Annotated in this window: 13 protein-coding genes, 1 other RNA gene and 1 pseudogene; 11 read left to right on the plus strand and 4 right to left on the minus strand. The window is 69.9% G+C overall.

Going from position 1 to position 14,528, the window contains the following annotated elements; all coding sequences use genetic code 11:
- Positions 1-77: 77 nt before the first annotated feature.
- The 3 genes from AB0I77_RS13405 to AB0I77_RS13415 all read left to right on the plus strand — a co-directional run bounded on the left by AB0I77_RS13405 (position 78) and on the right by AB0I77_RS13415 (position 3,022).
- Positions 78-1,091 carry an ABC transporter permease gene (locus tag AB0I77_RS13405; RefSeq protein ID WP_363282637.1) on the plus strand — a complete coding sequence of 338 codons (1,014 nt, stop codon included), beginning with the start codon at positions 78-80 and terminating at the stop codon, positions 1,089-1,091.
- On the plus strand, positions 1,088-1,924 hold the full coding sequence (locus tag AB0I77_RS13410) for an ATP-binding cassette domain-containing protein (protein WP_363282638.1): 837 nt from the start codon (positions 1,088-1,090) through the stop codon (positions 1,922-1,924). The genes AB0I77_RS13405 and AB0I77_RS13410 overlap by 4 nt, the downstream gene beginning before the upstream one ends.
- Before the next feature lie 75 nt (positions 1,925-1,999).
- The gene (locus AB0I77_RS13415) at positions 2,000-3,022 is read left to right on the plus strand and encodes a LacI family DNA-binding transcriptional regulator (RefSeq protein ID WP_363282639.1); all 1,023 of its coding nucleotides are present in this window, start codon (positions 2,000-2,002) and stop codon (positions 3,020-3,022) included.
- Here AB0I77_RS13415 and AB0I77_RS13420 read toward each other — a convergent pair.
- The gene (locus AB0I77_RS13420; RefSeq protein WP_363282641.1) at positions 2,961-3,734 is read right to left on the minus strand and encodes a recombinase family protein; all 774 of its coding nucleotides are present in this window, start codon (positions 3,732-3,734) and stop codon (positions 2,961-2,963) included. The two genes, AB0I77_RS13415 and AB0I77_RS13420, sit on opposite strands and share 62 nt — an antisense overlap.
- Between AB0I77_RS13420 and AB0I77_RS13425 the strand changes: the two genes are divergently transcribed.
- The 5 genes from AB0I77_RS13425 (at position 3,733) to AB0I77_RS13445 (ending at position 9,378) form a co-directional block, all read left to right on the plus strand.
- Positions 3,733-4,284 carry a GNAT family N-acetyltransferase gene (locus AB0I77_RS13425; protein WP_363282642.1) on the plus strand — a complete coding sequence of 184 codons (552 nt, stop codon included), beginning with the start codon at positions 3,733-3,735 and terminating at the stop codon, positions 4,282-4,284. The two genes, AB0I77_RS13420 and AB0I77_RS13425, sit on opposite strands and share 2 nt — an antisense overlap.
- 179 nt (positions 4,285-4,463) lie before the next feature.
- Positions 4,464-5,942, plus strand: a complete 1,479-nt coding sequence (locus AB0I77_RS13430) for a Y4yA family PLP-dependent enzyme (RefSeq protein ID WP_363282643.1) — start codon at positions 4,464-4,466, stop codon at positions 5,940-5,942.
- Positions 5,939-7,258, plus strand: a complete 1,320-nt coding sequence (locus AB0I77_RS13435) for a pyridoxal-phosphate dependent enzyme (protein ID WP_363282644.1) — start codon at positions 5,939-5,941, stop codon at positions 7,256-7,258. The genes AB0I77_RS13430 and AB0I77_RS13435 overlap by 4 nt, the downstream gene beginning before the upstream one ends.
- A 5-nt stretch (positions 7,259-7,263) precedes the next feature.
- Entirely contained in the window at positions 7,264-8,496 is a 1,233-nt protein-coding gene (locus AB0I77_RS13440; protein WP_363282645.1) for an aminotransferase class V-fold PLP-dependent enzyme, read from the plus strand.
- Positions 8,497-8,604: 108 nt separating this feature from the next.
- The gene (locus tag AB0I77_RS13445; protein ID WP_363282646.1) at positions 8,605-9,378 is read left to right on the plus strand and encodes a class I SAM-dependent methyltransferase; all 774 of its coding nucleotides are present in this window, start codon (positions 8,605-8,607) and stop codon (positions 9,376-9,378) included.
- A gap of 212 nt (positions 9,379-9,590) precedes the next feature.
- Here AB0I77_RS13445 and AB0I77_RS13450 read toward each other — a convergent pair whose 3' ends face one another.
- Positions 9,591-10,193, minus strand: a complete 603-nt coding sequence (locus AB0I77_RS13450) for a zinc-binding dehydrogenase (RefSeq protein ID WP_363282647.1) — start codon at positions 10,191-10,193, stop codon at positions 9,591-9,593.
- Positions 10,103-10,303, minus strand: coding sequence for a hypothetical protein (locus AB0I77_RS13455; RefSeq protein ID WP_363282737.1), 201 nt, complete (start codon positions 10,301-10,303; stop codon positions 10,103-10,105). The genes AB0I77_RS13450 and AB0I77_RS13455 overlap by 91 nt, the downstream gene beginning before the upstream one ends.
- Before the next feature lie 186 nt (positions 10,304-10,489).
- On the opposite strand from AB0I77_RS13455, the pseudogene AB0I77_RS13460 reads away from it, so the two are divergent.
- Together AB0I77_RS13460 and AB0I77_RS13465 are read left to right on the plus strand one after the other, a co-directional pair.
- Positions 10,490-10,759, plus strand: a pseudogene (locus AB0I77_RS13460) (thioesterase domain-containing protein); the annotation flags it as partial.
- A gap of 12 nt (positions 10,760-10,771) precedes the next feature.
- Positions 10,772-12,070: an MFS transporter gene (locus AB0I77_RS13465; protein ID WP_363282648.1), complete on the plus strand. Its 1,299-nt coding sequence runs from the start codon at positions 10,772-10,774 to the stop codon at positions 12,068-12,070.
- 22 nt (positions 12,071-12,092) lie between these two features.
- On the opposite strand, the gene rnpB is transcribed toward AB0I77_RS13465, so the two are convergent.
- Positions 12,093-12,495, minus strand: an RNA gene (gene rnpB / locus AB0I77_RS13470) — RNase P RNA component class A.
- 653 nt (positions 12,496-13,148) lie between these two features.
- Between rnpB and AB0I77_RS13475 the strand changes: the two genes are divergently transcribed.
- Positions 13,149-14,528: ATP-binding protein (locus AB0I77_RS13475; RefSeq protein ID WP_363282649.1), on the plus strand; the 1,380-nt coding region annotated here is incomplete at its 3' end.

Genomic DNA, 14,528 nt, shown 5'->3' on the forward strand with positions numbered 1-14,528 from the left:
TCTCCTCCCCGACCGACGGCCGCCCCTCGTCCTCTTGCCGTCCGACAAGGACTTGAGTCTCCCGACAAGGACCTCGCATGACCGCCACGTCCACGCCGCCCTCCACGTCCACGCCGTACGCCGAGCTCAAACAACCGACCACGGCCCGCAGACTGCTCACGCAACCGACCACCGGCCCGCTGGTCGCCCTCCTCCTGGCCTGCGCCTTCTTCTCCATCTCGACCGACCAGTTCCTCACGGGCGGGAACTTCTCGCTGATCGTGCAGCAGGTCATGGTCGTCGGCACACTCGCCATCGGACAGACCCTGATCATCCTCACCGCGGGTATCGATCTGTCGTGCGGTGCCGTGATGGCATTCGGCAGCATCGTCATCGCCAAGATGGCCGCCGAGGGCTCCCTGCCCCCGCTCGCCGCCATCGCCCTGGGCCTGGTCGTCTGCGGCGGCTTCGGCCTGCTCAACGGGGCGTTGGTGCAGAAGATCCCGCTGCCGCCGTTCATCGTCACCCTCGGCATGCTCAACGTGGCGTTCGCGCTGACCCACATCTACTCCGAGGAGCAGACGGTCACCAACCTGCCGGGACCGCTGACGGCGCTCGGGCAGACCTTCCCGCTCGGCAAGACCGACATCACCTACGGCTCGCTGGTCACCATCGCCCTGTTCCTCCTCCTCGCCTACGCCTTGAGCAACACCGGTTGGGGCAGGCACGTCTACGCGGTGGGCAACAGCCCGGAAGCGGCGCGGCTGAACGGCATCCGCACCTCCCGGCTGACCATCGGCGTCTACACCGTGGCCGGCCTGCTGTACGGCATCGCCGCCCTGCTGCTCATCTCCCGCACGGGAGTCGGCGACCCCCAGGCCGGGCAGACCGACAACCTCGACAGCATCACCGCCGTGGTCCTCGGCGGCACCAGCCTCTTCGGCGGACGCGGTTCGGTCCTGGGCACCTTCATCGGCGTCCTCATCGTCGGCGTCTTCCGCAACGGCCTGCAGCTGATGGGCGTCGCCTCCATCTACCAGACCCTGATCACCGGCGTCCTGGTGATCCTCGCGGTGACCGTCGACCAGCTCTCCCGGAAGAAGGCCCGATGACTGCCACCTCCTCCCCCGCCCCCGTGCTGCAGGCCCGAGGTCTGGTCAAGCGCTACGGCCAGGTCACCGCCATCGACTGCGCCGACTTCGACCTGCTGCCGGGCGAGGTCCTCGCCGTCATCGGCGACAACGGAGCCGGCAAGACCAGCCTCATCAAGGCCCTCACCGGCGCGGTGGTCCCCGACGCCGGCGAGATACGGCTCAACGGAAAACCGATCCAGTTCTCCGGTCCGCAAAGTGCCCGCGCCCACGGCATCGAGACCGTCTACCAGGACCTCGCCGTGGCCGCCTCCATGGACATCGCCTCCAACATGTTCCTCGGCCGCGAACTGCGCCGCCCCGGCATCCTCGGCAGCGCCTTCCGCATGCTCGACAAGAAGCGCATGCGTCAGGAGGCCGCCGAGCACATGGCCGACCTGAAGATCGGCCTGCGCTCGCTGACACAGTCGGTCGAGACCCTGTCCGGCGGACAGCGGCAGGCCGTCGCGGTCGCCCGTTCCGTCGCCTGGGCCCGCAGCGTCGTCGTCATGGACGAACCCACCGCCGCCCTCGGCGTCAAGGAGTCCGGTCAGGTGCTGGACCTCATCCGCCGCGTCCGGGACAAGGGCATGCCAGTCGTCCTGATCAGCCACAACATGCCGCACGTCTTCGAGATCGCCGACCGGATCCACGTCCACCGGCTGGGCCGGCGCGCCGCGGTGATCAAGCCCTCCGACTACTCCATGGCGGAGGTCGTCGCCATCATGACCGGCGCGCTCACCGTCGACGAGGCCGGAGCTACTGTCGTAGCGGATTCGGAGGCCGCGAAGGCCGCCGGAGTACAGGCCACCTGACAACACAACCCCGCTCTCACGGCTTCCGGCCGAGGCCGCGGCCGGAACCGACGAGCACAGGAGACTGTTTCCTCCATGGCAGCGCACCGCCGCCCCACCCTGGCCGACGTCGCACGAGAAGTCGGCGTCAGCGCCAAGACCGTCTCCCGCGTCCTCAACGAGGACGGACCCGTCTCGGCGCAGACGCGGGAAGAGGTACTCGCCGCGGTGACCAAGCTGGGCTTCCAGCCGAACCTCATGGCGCGCAACATCCGCGTCGGTGGCCCGGACACCACCATCGGCCTGGTCATCCCCGACCTCGCCAACCCCTTCTTTGGAGCCGTGGCCCGCGCCATCGAGGACACTGTCGGCGAACGCGGACTGACCCTGCTCATGGGCTCCTCCGCGGACGACCCCGACCGCGAACGCGCCCTGACCGCCAAGTTCCTCGCCCGGCGCGTCAGCATCCTGATCGTCGTGCCGTCCGTCGGCGCCGACCACTCCCACCTCAAGTCCCACCGGACGGCGGGGCTGCCCATCGTCTTCCTCGACCGACCAGGAGTCGGCCTGTCCACGGACAGCATCGTCAGCTCAAACCGCGCGGGGGCCCAAGACGGTGTCGCCCACCTGATCGCCCACGGCCACCGCCGCATCGGATTCGTCGGCGACCTGCCCGTCAAGCTGTACACCCGCCGCGAACGCCTCGCCGGATACCGCGTAGCCCTGCAAGAAGCCGACATCCCCTACGACCGTTCGCTGGTCGCCAGCGCACACGACCAGCAGGGTGCCGAGGCCGCGACCTCCGGGCTCCTCGAACTGGCCGATCCCCCCACGGCCCTGTTCGCCGGCAACAACATCATGGCGCTCGGCATCGTCGCCGAACTCGCCCGCGGCAAGCGCAAGGACGTCGCCGTCGTCGCCTTCGACGACGTATCACTCGCCGAAGCACTGGAACCGGCCCTGACCGTCGTCGCCCAGGACCCCGAAGAACTCGGCCGCAGCGCCGCGGCCACCGCCCTGGCCCGGCTCGACGGCGACCGCTCCCGGGCCCGCACGATCACCGTTCCCACCCGGCTGATCGTCCGAGGCTCGGGCGAGCAACCCGCGCCCAAGCCGTAGGGGGCCTGCCCCTCGGCGTTTCCGTGTTTTCGCAGGTCAGGGTGGACAGTGACCCTACCTGGGGATGCGCTCCTGCTTGACGGCTTCGTGCGCGGCGGCCTCTCGTCGTGACCGCGCCCATGTCTGGCCGGTATTCCGCCTTGGGCGCGCACACGTAGTAGGTGGTCCGTCCGCTGGGCTTGCCGTGTATGCGACGGCCGCACAGGGCGCGGACAACGTAGCCGTGCAGCCGGTAGATGCGATTGGTCTGTGGATGCTGGTTCGGCCCGGGGACGGGACGCGAGCGCCGGCGGCCCTCGGCGACCTGCGGCGCGCGCACGAACGTCTCCAGGTCGACCAGCGCCTGAGGCACGGGAGCGGTGGACCACACCCACTGCCCCACCGGGTTGAGGGGGTTGCGGCCTGCGGCCTTGCGGGCCCGCCGGTTCCACACCATGTGCCCGGTGTACTTCGGATTCGTCAGTACCTCCCGGACGCTGGAGGTGGTTCGCCCGGTAGCGCCCTGCGCCGGTCCGCCTACTCGGCATGCGGGACCCCGGCTGACGAGAACCTGAGGACGAAGGAGCACAGCTGCCACGCTCCTGGAATGCGGACCTGGAAACCCCGCCGCACCAAGCCCACGGCCGCGCGGGGTGAGGCAGAGCGCGCGCTGGACCTCGGCGACGACACCGCCGTCCTGATCCGCCGGCCCGCCTGGAAGGCTGATCGTCATGACGATGTCAGACTCCCCCGAGTTCCTTCAGATCACCCGACCGCACGAGATGACGCCGGAACTGGGAAGGCAGTTGGTCGACTGCTGGACAGCCGTCATCAACGCGGGCGGCGCGGTGATCGCGCCCGAAATTCCACTGCCCCCGGTCAGCGTGCGGGACGTCGGTCCCGCGGCGGAACGGCTCATCGCCGGACTCGATCCGGAGCGCGGCCGACTACTCGTCGCCGTCTTCGACGGAACACTCGCGGGCTGGCTGATCATTCGCCGGGACCTCCATCCCCTGATCGCGCACCACGGGGCGGTCAACCACGTCCAGACCCACCCCCGTTTCCGCCGGCAAGGAGTCGGCACCGCCCTCATGACCCGCGTCCGGGAGATCGCCGCGGAGGACATGAAACTGGAGCAGCTGCGGCTCAGCGCGCGAGGGGGACTCGGGCTCGAGCACTTCTACCGGAGCCTGGGATGGACGGAGGTGGGCCGATGGCCAGGTGCGTTGCGCGTGGCCCCTGGCGACGACCGTGACGACATCCTGATGTGCCTCAGCCTCTGAACCGTCCGGTTCGACGTGCCCGCCACGAACCTTGTTCGCTCGTGAAGCAAAGGTAAGGCCCATGCACCACAGGGCGTAAACAGACCGAGGAATGGAAAGGGGGTATACGGCAAAACCGCGGGAAGTGTCGGACGTGCCCGGATCAGGGGCGCGACGGCCTCAGTGGGAGGGTACGGCGTGTGGGTGGAGGGCCCTTGTATCTGGAACCCCGGCTCGGGCCGCGGCTCCGATCGCTGCTGGAGTCGGCCGAGTTCCTGCACATGCTCAGCGACGCGCTCGGCTCGCCGCTCAACCTCGTGGTGCCGGACCAGATAGCCGAGAACCTGGCGCGGTTCCGGTCCGTGTACCGCGAGCACCATCTCTCGGGCCAGGTCTTCTACGCCCACAAGGCCAACCGCTCCAGCGCCCTGCTGCGTCGGCTCGCCGCCACGGACGCCGGGGTGGACGTCGCCTCCCTGGGCGAGTTGCAGCACGCTCTCGGCGCCGGTTTCACACCTGACCGGATCACGGCCACCGGCCCCAAGAACCCCGAGTTCCTGTGGCTCGCCGCTCGCACGGGCGTCACTGTGAGCGTCGATGGCGGATCCGAACTCGACCAGCTCGCCGCGCTGGTGCGCGCACACAAGCTCTCCCCCGTACGTATCCTGCTGCGCCTGTCGGGATTCGAGACGTCCGGCGTCAAGGTCCTGAGCCGGCCGAGCCGCTTCGGCGCGCCCGTACGGGAGTTGGACCTCCTGCTGAAAGCGGTCGAACGGCATGCCGGCGCGGTCGACCTGACCGGGGTCGCCTACCACCTGGACACGACCAGCGTCGCGGAGAAGGCGACGGCCCTGGAAGGCTGCCTGGAAGCCCTGGAGGTGTGCCGCAGCCGGGGCCTGCGCCCCCGGGCCGTGGACATCGGCGGCGGATTCGGCGTCAACTACCTTGCCGACGGCGAGCAGTGGGAGCGGTACACCACCGAACTCACCTCCGCGGTGCTGGGCAGACGCCCGCCCCTGGCCTGGGGCGGGCACGGCTACGGACTGCGCAACGAGGCCGGTACGCTGCGCGGCGCCCTCGGGCTCTACCCGGCCCACCGGCCGGTGGCCGGGGCACGGTACCTCGACGAACTGCTGGCGCAGCCCGCCGTCTCCCTGGGTGGCCGCCCCCTGGCAGCGCATCTGCTGGAGCACCTCTACGACCTGTACACGGAGCCCGGCCGGGCTCTGCTCGACCAGTGCGGGATCACGGTGGCCAAGGTGCTGGAGGTGCGCTCCCCGGATACCGGCGGAGAGTTGCTCGTACGGCTGGCGCTGAAGGCGAACGACGTCGCCCTGGAGGAGCACGGCGTGCTCATGGACCCCGTCGTGATCCCCAGGAACGGCACCGGGCGGGGCACGGACACCGGCTCAGAGCCCGTCGGCGTCCACCTGTTCGGCAGCCTGTGCCTGGAGACGGACATGATCACCCGGCGTACGGTCTTCCTGCCGCGCCGTCCCGCGCCGGACGACCTGATGGTCTTCGCCAACACCGCCGGCTACGCCATGGACTTCCACGCCACCCGCGCCCAGCTCCAGCCCGTCGCCCGCCAGGCCGCCGTCTGGCAGGACGGCGACGCGTGGCGCTGGTGCCTGGACGACCAGTACTGGCCGCTCACGCTCCCGGGAGAACGCAATTGAGGTACGACAGCATCACCGAGGCCATAGGCAACACCCCGCTGGTGCGCATCGACCCGGACGTGCACGGACTGCGGAACATCGATCTGTACGCCAAGCTCGAACTGCTCAACCCGTTCGGCTCGGTCAAGGACCGGGCCGCCTGGAACATGGCGCGCCCGCACCTGAGTGAGGCGGTCGAACACGGCAGCCAGGTCGTCGAGTTGTCCAGCGGCAACACGGCGAAGGCGCTCGCGGTCATCGCGGGCATGCACGGGCTGACCTTCAAGAGCGTCACCAACCGGATGCGAGTCCCGGAGATAAAGGACCTCCTGTTGCTGCTCGGCGCTCAGATCGAGGAACTGCCGGGCCAGAGCGAGTGTCTGGACCCGACCGCGACCGACGATCCGCTGACCCTGTTCCACCGGAATCTGTCCGCCTCCGGCAGCGCCTATCTGCACACCGACCAGTACTTCAACCCGCGCAACACGGAGGCCCACCTCACCGGCACCGGACCGGAGATCGTGAAGGACCTGGACGGCCGGGCTCCGGACTGGTTCGTGGCGTGCGTGGGCACCGCGGGCTCCTCGACGGGGGTTGCCCGCGTCCTGCGGGAGACCGACCCGGCCGTGCGGGTGCTCGGCCTGGTCGCGGCCAAGTCCGACTTCATCCCCGGCATCCGCACCATCGACGAAGTGCAGGAAGTGGGCCTGTTCGACCCGGACACGTACGACACGATGGAGTCGGTGAGCTCCGACGACGCGATCGAGGGGATGCTGGCCCTCAACCGCCGGTGCGGCATTCTGGCCGGACCCACCGGCGGGGCCGCCTACTTCGGCGCCGTACGTCATCTGCGAGAGCTGGACGAGGAGTTGACGGAGCGTCAGGTCGCGGTATTCATCGTCTGCGACCGTGTGGAGAGCTATCTGAGTTACGTGCGGCAGCGACGGCCCGACCTGCTGGGCCGACCGCCCCGGAAGAACTCACCGGCCGACCTGACCGACGCCGAGATACGCACAGCCCCCGCCATCGGCGTCACCGACGCCCAGGCGTGGATCGCCACCGACCGGCCGCTCGTCGTCGACCTGCGCAGCCCCTACGCGTACGCCGCGCTGCACATCGACGGCTCGGTCAACATCGTCGACGAACTGTTCGCGGAACTGGTCCAGGGCGGCCTGCCGTTCAGCGGGCGGCAGCCGGTGCTGCTGGCGTGTCCGGTGGGTGAGCAGTCCGCCCGGTACGCGGCGCTGCTGACCCGGATGGGGCACCCCGACGTCCGCAGCCTGGCCGGCGGCATCATCGCGTGGCGCGACGCGGGCGCGCCCCTGGTACGGGACTGACCGCCATGACCGCACCCACGACCCGCGACCACGGCCCCACCGACCTCGACGACCTGCGCGCCTGGCAGCGCGAGGTACGTGCGCAGTTCCCGATCCTCTCCGGGCAGCCGGAGCCGGCCTCCCCGGAGCCCGCCTACCTGGACAGCGCGGCCACCGCACAGAAGCCGCTGGCCGTCCTGGACGCGGTGCGGACCTACCTCACCACCACCAACGCCAACGCCGGGCGCGGCACCTACACCTGGGCCAACCGGACCACCGACCTGGTCGAGCGCACCCGCGACCGGGTCAAGGAGTTCCTGGGCGACCCGCACCCGGAGCGTTCCGCCGTCCACTTCACCAGCGGCACGACCGAGGGCCTGCGCACGATCGCGCGCGACTGGCTGGCCGCTTTCCTCTCCGACGGCGACGAGATCGTCGTACCGGTCGCCGACCACCAGGCCAACATCCTCCCCTGGCTGGAGACCCAGCAGTTACTCGCCCGCCAAGGTGTGCACGTCCGCGTCCGGCCGATGCCCTACCAGCCGGGCTCCGGGGACTACGACCACATCGCGCTCGGCGAACTGACCGGCCCTCGCACCCGGTTCGTCGCCGCCACCCACGTCCACCACGTCTACGGCGGCGACATGAACCCGCACCGCATCCGCCGGGCGGTCGGCCCGGACGCGGTCATCTGCCTCGACGCCGCCCAGAGCGTCGGCCACCAGCCGGTGTCCGTGGCCGACCTGGACGTCGACTTCGTCGTCTTCTCCGGGCACAAGGCCCTGGCCCTGCCCGGCACCGGCGCGGTCTGGTCCCGCCAGGCACGCGGGCCGGCCTTCGCTCCCGGCGGCTGGAGCGGCACCCCGAACACCGCAGGCATCGCCTCCCTGGCGGCGGCTCTGGACTGGCTGGACGCCACCGGCGTCGACCGCGTCGAACGCTGGACGGTCGCCCTGGCGGCCCGGCTCACCGAAGGGCTGCGCCACCTGGACGCCTACGAGGTGCTCGGCTGTCCGCTCAGCCTGGCCGCCGACTCCACCGTCCAGCGCCGCCAGGGCATCGTCACCTTCCGCCACCGGGCCATCGACTCGGGCGACCTCGGGTTCATCCTCTTCAGCCACGGCTTCATGGTCCGGTCCGACAGCCACTGCCAGGGCAGCGCGGGCGAGAAGACCGACTCCGTGCGCGTGAGCCTGCACGCGTACAACACCCCGGAGGAGATCGACCGGTTGCTGTCCGTTCTCAACGCACTCGATTGATGCGGACACCAGTGATGCGGACGATCAGGCAGAATGGAAACCGTTTTCAGCTGTAGCCTCTGAGAGGCAAGGAATGACAGGTGCAAGACGGCGAGGTGGCACGACCCGATGGGGCTGAGCATGGCAACGGCCGCGCGGTGGGTGGAGCGCTGGGAACGGCAGCAGCAGCGGTACGCCGTCGACCGTGAGGAGCGGTTCACCGTGATCGCCGACATCGTCGAGCACATCACGGCGGACCGCGCGGGCCGGCCCCTCGTCGCCGACCTGGGCTGCGGCCCCGGCTCGCTGGCGGCCAGACTGGCCCAGCGACTGCCGGACGCGGACATCGTGGCCGTGGACATGGACCCCCTGCTGCTGGAGCTGGCCCGCACCCACCACGCCGACGCGGCCCGCTACGTCGACGCGGTGATCGGCGAGACCGGCTGGACCGAGGCGCTGGACCTGGACCGTCCACTGGACGCGGTCGTCACGACGACGGCACTGCACTACCTCGACACCGACACCCTCCGCCGTACGTACCGGCAGCTCGCCGCACTGCTGCGGCCCGGCGGCGTGCTCGTCAACGGCGACCATCTCCCTCAGGACCACGCCGGCCCGGCCGGCCTCACCGCCCACGTCGGACGCCGCCGGGCCGACCGGCAGCAGGCGTTCGCCCACGAGGACTGGGCGTCCTGGTGGGCGGCCGTCGCGGACGACCCGGAACTGACCGACCTGCTCGACGAGCGCCGCCGCCGGACGGCGACCGGTGCTGGTGCCGACACCGGCACCGATTGCGCCCCGCCCCTCTCCGGCCACCTGAGCCTGCTGCGCGAGGCCGGCTTCGCTCAGGCGGGTCCCGTCTGGCAGTACGGCGAGAGCTACGTGGTCGTGGCCGTCCGGTAGCGCGGGCGGTAGGGCAGGAAAACTTCCCGGCCAGGTTCGAGACGACGGCGAACGCCGCAGCATCGTGAACCAAAATCAAACCGCGACGTTAGTGCAGCAGGACCGGCTTTACGGTCTTACCTGTCTCGGCATCCCTCACCGCACCCCTGATGTCGTCGAGGGGATACGTCTGCACGATCTTGTCGAAAGGGAACCGCCCAGCGAGATGGAGATCAATGAGCTGTGGAATTAGTAACTGCGGAACACTGTCGCCCTCTATAACGCCGTGCACGGTGCGTCCCATCAGCTGGGCGAGGTCGATGGGCGCGTCCTACCCAGTTCCACCGGAGCCCGCGATTGCCGCAACTCCGCCCATTGCGAGCATGCTCACAGCGGCGCGTGGTCTCTGGCAGACCGACCGCGTCGAGGCAGAAGGCAGCACCGTCCCTACAGATTCGCTTGACCGTCCCCACGATGTCGCCCGATCCGGCGTCTATCAGATGCGTCGCGCCTAGTTCAGCGGCCAGGTCGAGCCGGTTTCGGTGCAGATCGATAGCAATGACCGGAGCGCAGCCCATGATGTTCGCGGCCATGTCTCCAGCGAGCCCCACCGCACCGGCGCCCATGACAACGAGGCTGGAGTTCGGGGGAGGCCTGAGTACATTGGCGCCTACCTGGGTAGGCACGGTTTCCGCCAGTGGCGCCCGGTCGAGCTGGGCAAGACGGCCGAGGCCAAGATCGTGTTCTACACGAGCCCGACGTCCTGACCCGCCCCCTGCCGGCAGTCGTACGCCTCGCGGGCGTCGAGCACGTCCCCCATGTGCTTCTCGGCCCATCGCACCGCCATCGCGATGGGCTCGAGCAAGGTGCGGCCCAGGGGGGTCAGTTCATAGCCGGCACCACCGGGCGACGCTCGCCGTCGCCTACTGACGGGCGTTGCGCGCATCGCCGCCGGGGTGCCGGTACGGCCGGTACCCCGGCGGCGCCGCGACAGGACGCACGCATCGAGGAACACGCACACACGGGGGGGGAACGTCCATGGTGTCCGAGACGAAAATCGAGCCGTCGCCGGAGCGGTCGGGCGACGGGGAGCTGTGGTTCCGGCAGTTCCATCCCGAGGCCGGCCCGCGCCCCGGAGCTGCTGGGCCTGGTGCTGCCGGCGGTACGCGCGGACTATCGGGCGATCGAGACGTACACCTACCGTCCGGGGCCGCGGCTCACCTGCCCCGTCACGGCCCTGGTGGGCGACGCCGACCCCAAGGCGTCGGTCGAGGAGGCCGACGCGTGGCGCGAGCACACCACCGCGGGCTTCGACCTGCGGGTGTTCTCCGGCGGCCACTTCTACCTGGCGGAGCATCAGGAGCAGGTCACCGCCTGCCTGGCGGCCGTCCTCGGCGTGTAGCGCGCCAGCACCATGAATCGGACACTCGCCACCGTGGACCGCATCCGGCCCGCACACTCCCGGAACCCGTGGCCAGCCGTCTCGGTGCTGGCGTTCGTGGCCGCGGTGGCCACCCTTCAGAACACCGTGGTCGTCCCCATGCTTCCGGTGCTTCAGCGCGGTCTGCACACTGCCACGGCGGGCAGCATCGCGTGGATGGTGGCCGGCCGTGTCCTGCAGGGCGCGGGGTCGGCTCTGCTTCCGCTCGCCGTGGGTATCGTCCGCGAACTGCTGCCGGAGCGCCGGCTGCCCACCGGCATCGGTGTCGTCAGCGCCACGGTCGGCCTGGGAAGCGGCGCGGGCATGGTCATGGCAGGTCTGTTCGCCGGGAACTACCGCGCCCTGTTCTGGACCATCGCCGCCCTCGGGGCGGGCTGCATGGTCCTGGTAGGGGCCGTGATCAGGAGCGGTTCACCGCGCGCCGAGGGCCGCCCGGACCTCCCGGGGGCCGCGCTGCTCTGCACGGCCCTGGTCTGTCTGCTCGCCACCAGCCAGGGCGGTGCATGGGGCTGGACGGCGACGCGCACGCTCGGCGTCTTCGGGGCCGCCGCGCTGGCCGGCGTGCTGTGGGCAGTCACCGCGCGGCGCGTCGCGACCCCGCTGATCGAACCGACGATGCTCATCGACCGCCGTACGGTGGGTGCCAGCGTGGCCTCGTTCCTCCTCGGGTTCGCCCTGTTCGAGATGATGACGACGCTCTCCGGGTTCACGCAGAGCCAGTGGGACGCCTCCGTGCTGCGCGTGGGCGGATACCTGCTGCCCACGACCACCCTGATGCTGGTGTTCTCCGTGCTCTCCGGCCGGCTGATGCGCAGGTTCTCCGCCTCGGCCCTGGTGACGTCCGGGTCGGTGCTGGTCGGCCTGTCCGGGCTGTGGCTAACCCTCTCCTGCGAGGGTGACCTCGATGTGTACGCCGCGTCCACCCTGCTCGGCGGGGGTATCGGCATCAGCTATGCCGCCCTCGGCACGTTGGCGGTCCAGCACGTCGCGCCTGAGAAGACCGCTGCCGCGAGCGGGGTCAACACCCTCGCGCGCACGATCCGACGCGGCGCTCCCGGCCGGCCGGCTACAGCTGGAACTTCGCGATCGCCGCCATCAGTGCCGGGGGCGCGGCGGTCTTTGCAGCGTCGTACGCAATCGCCAACCGGAAATTACTCCACTCGGCGGTACCCGAGGACGTTGGCGACACCGACGCCATCTCATGATGGCCGTGAGGCATGTCCCGAGTCCTTCCGATGCCTCTCCTGGAAAAGAGCCCAGCCCCATGCATAAGCCCTGGTCAGGACTCTAAAGGCAGACGAGTCGGGCTGTACGCCGGATTCTGTCGCCCGGTCGCCTCGCGGCGGCCGGGGAGACGGCCATCCATCTAGGGTCGGCGTTGCCGCCGACCTCGTGCGGTCTACCCGCGGACTCGGGCGGGCAGCCCTCGAACGTCCGCGCAGAGCCGCCTTTTACAGCGCTCCTTTTGACCTTGCTCCGGGTGGGGTTTACCTAGCTGCCCAGGTCACCCTGGGCACTGGTGGTCTCTTACACCACCGTTTCACCCTTACCGAGGACCGAGATCCCCGGCGGTCTGTTTTCTGTGGCACTGTCCCGCGGGTCACCCCGGGTGGCCGTTAGCCACCACCCTGCCCTATGGAGTCCGGACGTTCCTCGGGAAGTCCCTGGGGGCTCCACGCGGCCGTCCGCCCGGCTCGTCTGCCGTGTCGACCATGCTACCGGGCGCGCGCCCTGCCTCGCCCCTGACCCCGTCCCCCACCCCGCCAGGATCAGTGTGAAGGCCACCCCGATGCCCGCCATCAGCGGCTCGGCCAGGAAGATCGCGCCCCTGCCACCGCGACGGCCGGATTGACGTACGTGGACACCGCCGCCCGAGTCGGCCCACCATGGGAAGATTCAAGACACCCTGTGGCGACTGTCGCATCGCACCTTTCTCGCCACCGTGGCCCGCCGTCGCGTCCACGCGGTTACTCCAACATGTCGCCATAGGTGGCAAATAGGCCCTTTGTCGTGTAGGCATGCCTCTGCCTGCGTCGCAGGGAGGTCAGGGGATCGTTCGGCAGGTCAGAACTGCCTTTGCGTGCCAGGGTGCGGGTACGTCAGGTTGAGGAGGGTGGCGTAGGGTGGCTGTCCTATTAACTGTCTGGTTTCTGTTCCGAGTTGACGGTCGGTCCGCGCTGCGCGACGCGTGTCCGAACGGTTGATCGAGAGGACTCCGATGCCCGAAACCCCGACCTATGCAGTGCGTTCGGAGCCCGGTCGGGTGACCGCTACGGGCCCGGCACGGAACAGACATGCCAGGCCGCCCGCTCAGGAGGGACCGACAGTTTCGGCCAACCGGTCCCGCGCGATGCGCCTCGCTGTCGTTCCCGCGGCATTCATGGCGGTCCTCGCCGCCGCTCTGATCGTCTTCGTCCTGCTCGCCCAGGACGGCGCCGCTGACGCGACCACCTGGGCCGTGCTCACCGGCGGCGCCGTCCTCGGCGGTGGCGTTCTGGGTGGTGCCGCGTTCGCCGCCCGCGCCGACGCCCGGCGGGTGTCGCGGCAGTACGCATCACTGCCCCGTGTCGTCGCCGCGGGCCAGTCCGACCTCCAGGACGTGCTTCAGCGGCTGGAGCGGGGCGAGTCGGTGGAGCAGGTTCCGTTCACCCATCAGACTCCGCCCGCGACAGACCCACTCGGCCGTCTCGCGTATGAGATAAGCGTTGCCATGTGGCAGGCCCGGACGGTCGTGGCGCAGACGGCACAGTCCTCCCAGTCCTCCCAGAGCGTCTCGCCGGACACTGAGGAGAAGGTCGAGGTCTTCGTCAATCTCGCCCGGCGACTTCAGTCCCTGGTGCATCGCGCGATCAGCATGCTCGACCAGCTCGAGAACGAGGTCGAGGACCCGGAACTGCTCAAGGGCCTCTTCCACGTCGACCATTTGGCCACCCGCATACGCCGTCACGCGGAGAACGTCGCCGTGCTCGGCGGCTCGGTGTCCCGCCGGCAGTGGACCCGCCCGGTGACCCTGACCGAGGTGCTGCGTTCGTCGATCGCCGAGGTCGAGCAGTACTCCCGGGTCAAGCTGGTGCCGCCGATCGAGGGCACGCTGCGCGGCCATGCCGTCGCCGACGTCATCCATCTGCTGGCCGAACTGGTCGAGAACGCCACGTCCTTCTCCGAGCCCCACACCCAAGTACTGCTGCGCGCCCAGCGGGTGACCTCCGGGCTGGCCGTCGAGGTCGAGGACCGCGGTCTGGGCATGCCGCTGCAGGAGCAGGCGCGGATCAACGCGTTGCTCGCCGAGCCGGACCACATCGATCTCAGCAAGCTGCTGGCCGACGGCCGTATCGGCCTGTACGTGGTGTCCGCGCTGGCCCGCCGCCACGGCATCGCGGTCCGGCTTCAGAGCAACATCTACGGCGGCATCCAGGCGGTCCTGGTCATCCCGCGCGGGCTGCTCGGCGAAGAGCCTCCCGCGGCACCCGCCCAGGCGGCCCTCCAGGCGCCCGCCCAGGCAGCCACCGGCATGTCCCGGCCGGCCCAGGCGCCCCCTGGCATGTCCAGGCCCGCTCAGGCGACCGCCGACATGTCCCGGTCGGCCCAGACAGCCACCGGCATTCCCCAGTCGGCCCAGGCGCCAGCCGGCATGCCCCGGTCGGCCCAGACAGCCACCGGCATTCCCCAGTCGGCCCAGGCGCCAGCCGGCATGCCCCAGTCGGCCCAGACAGCCACCGGCATTCCCCAG

The sequence above is a fragment of the Streptomyces sp. NPDC050619 genome, from assembly GCF_040654815.1.
Classification (GTDB): domain Bacteria; phylum Actinomycetota; class Actinomycetes; order Streptomycetales; family Streptomycetaceae; genus Streptomyces.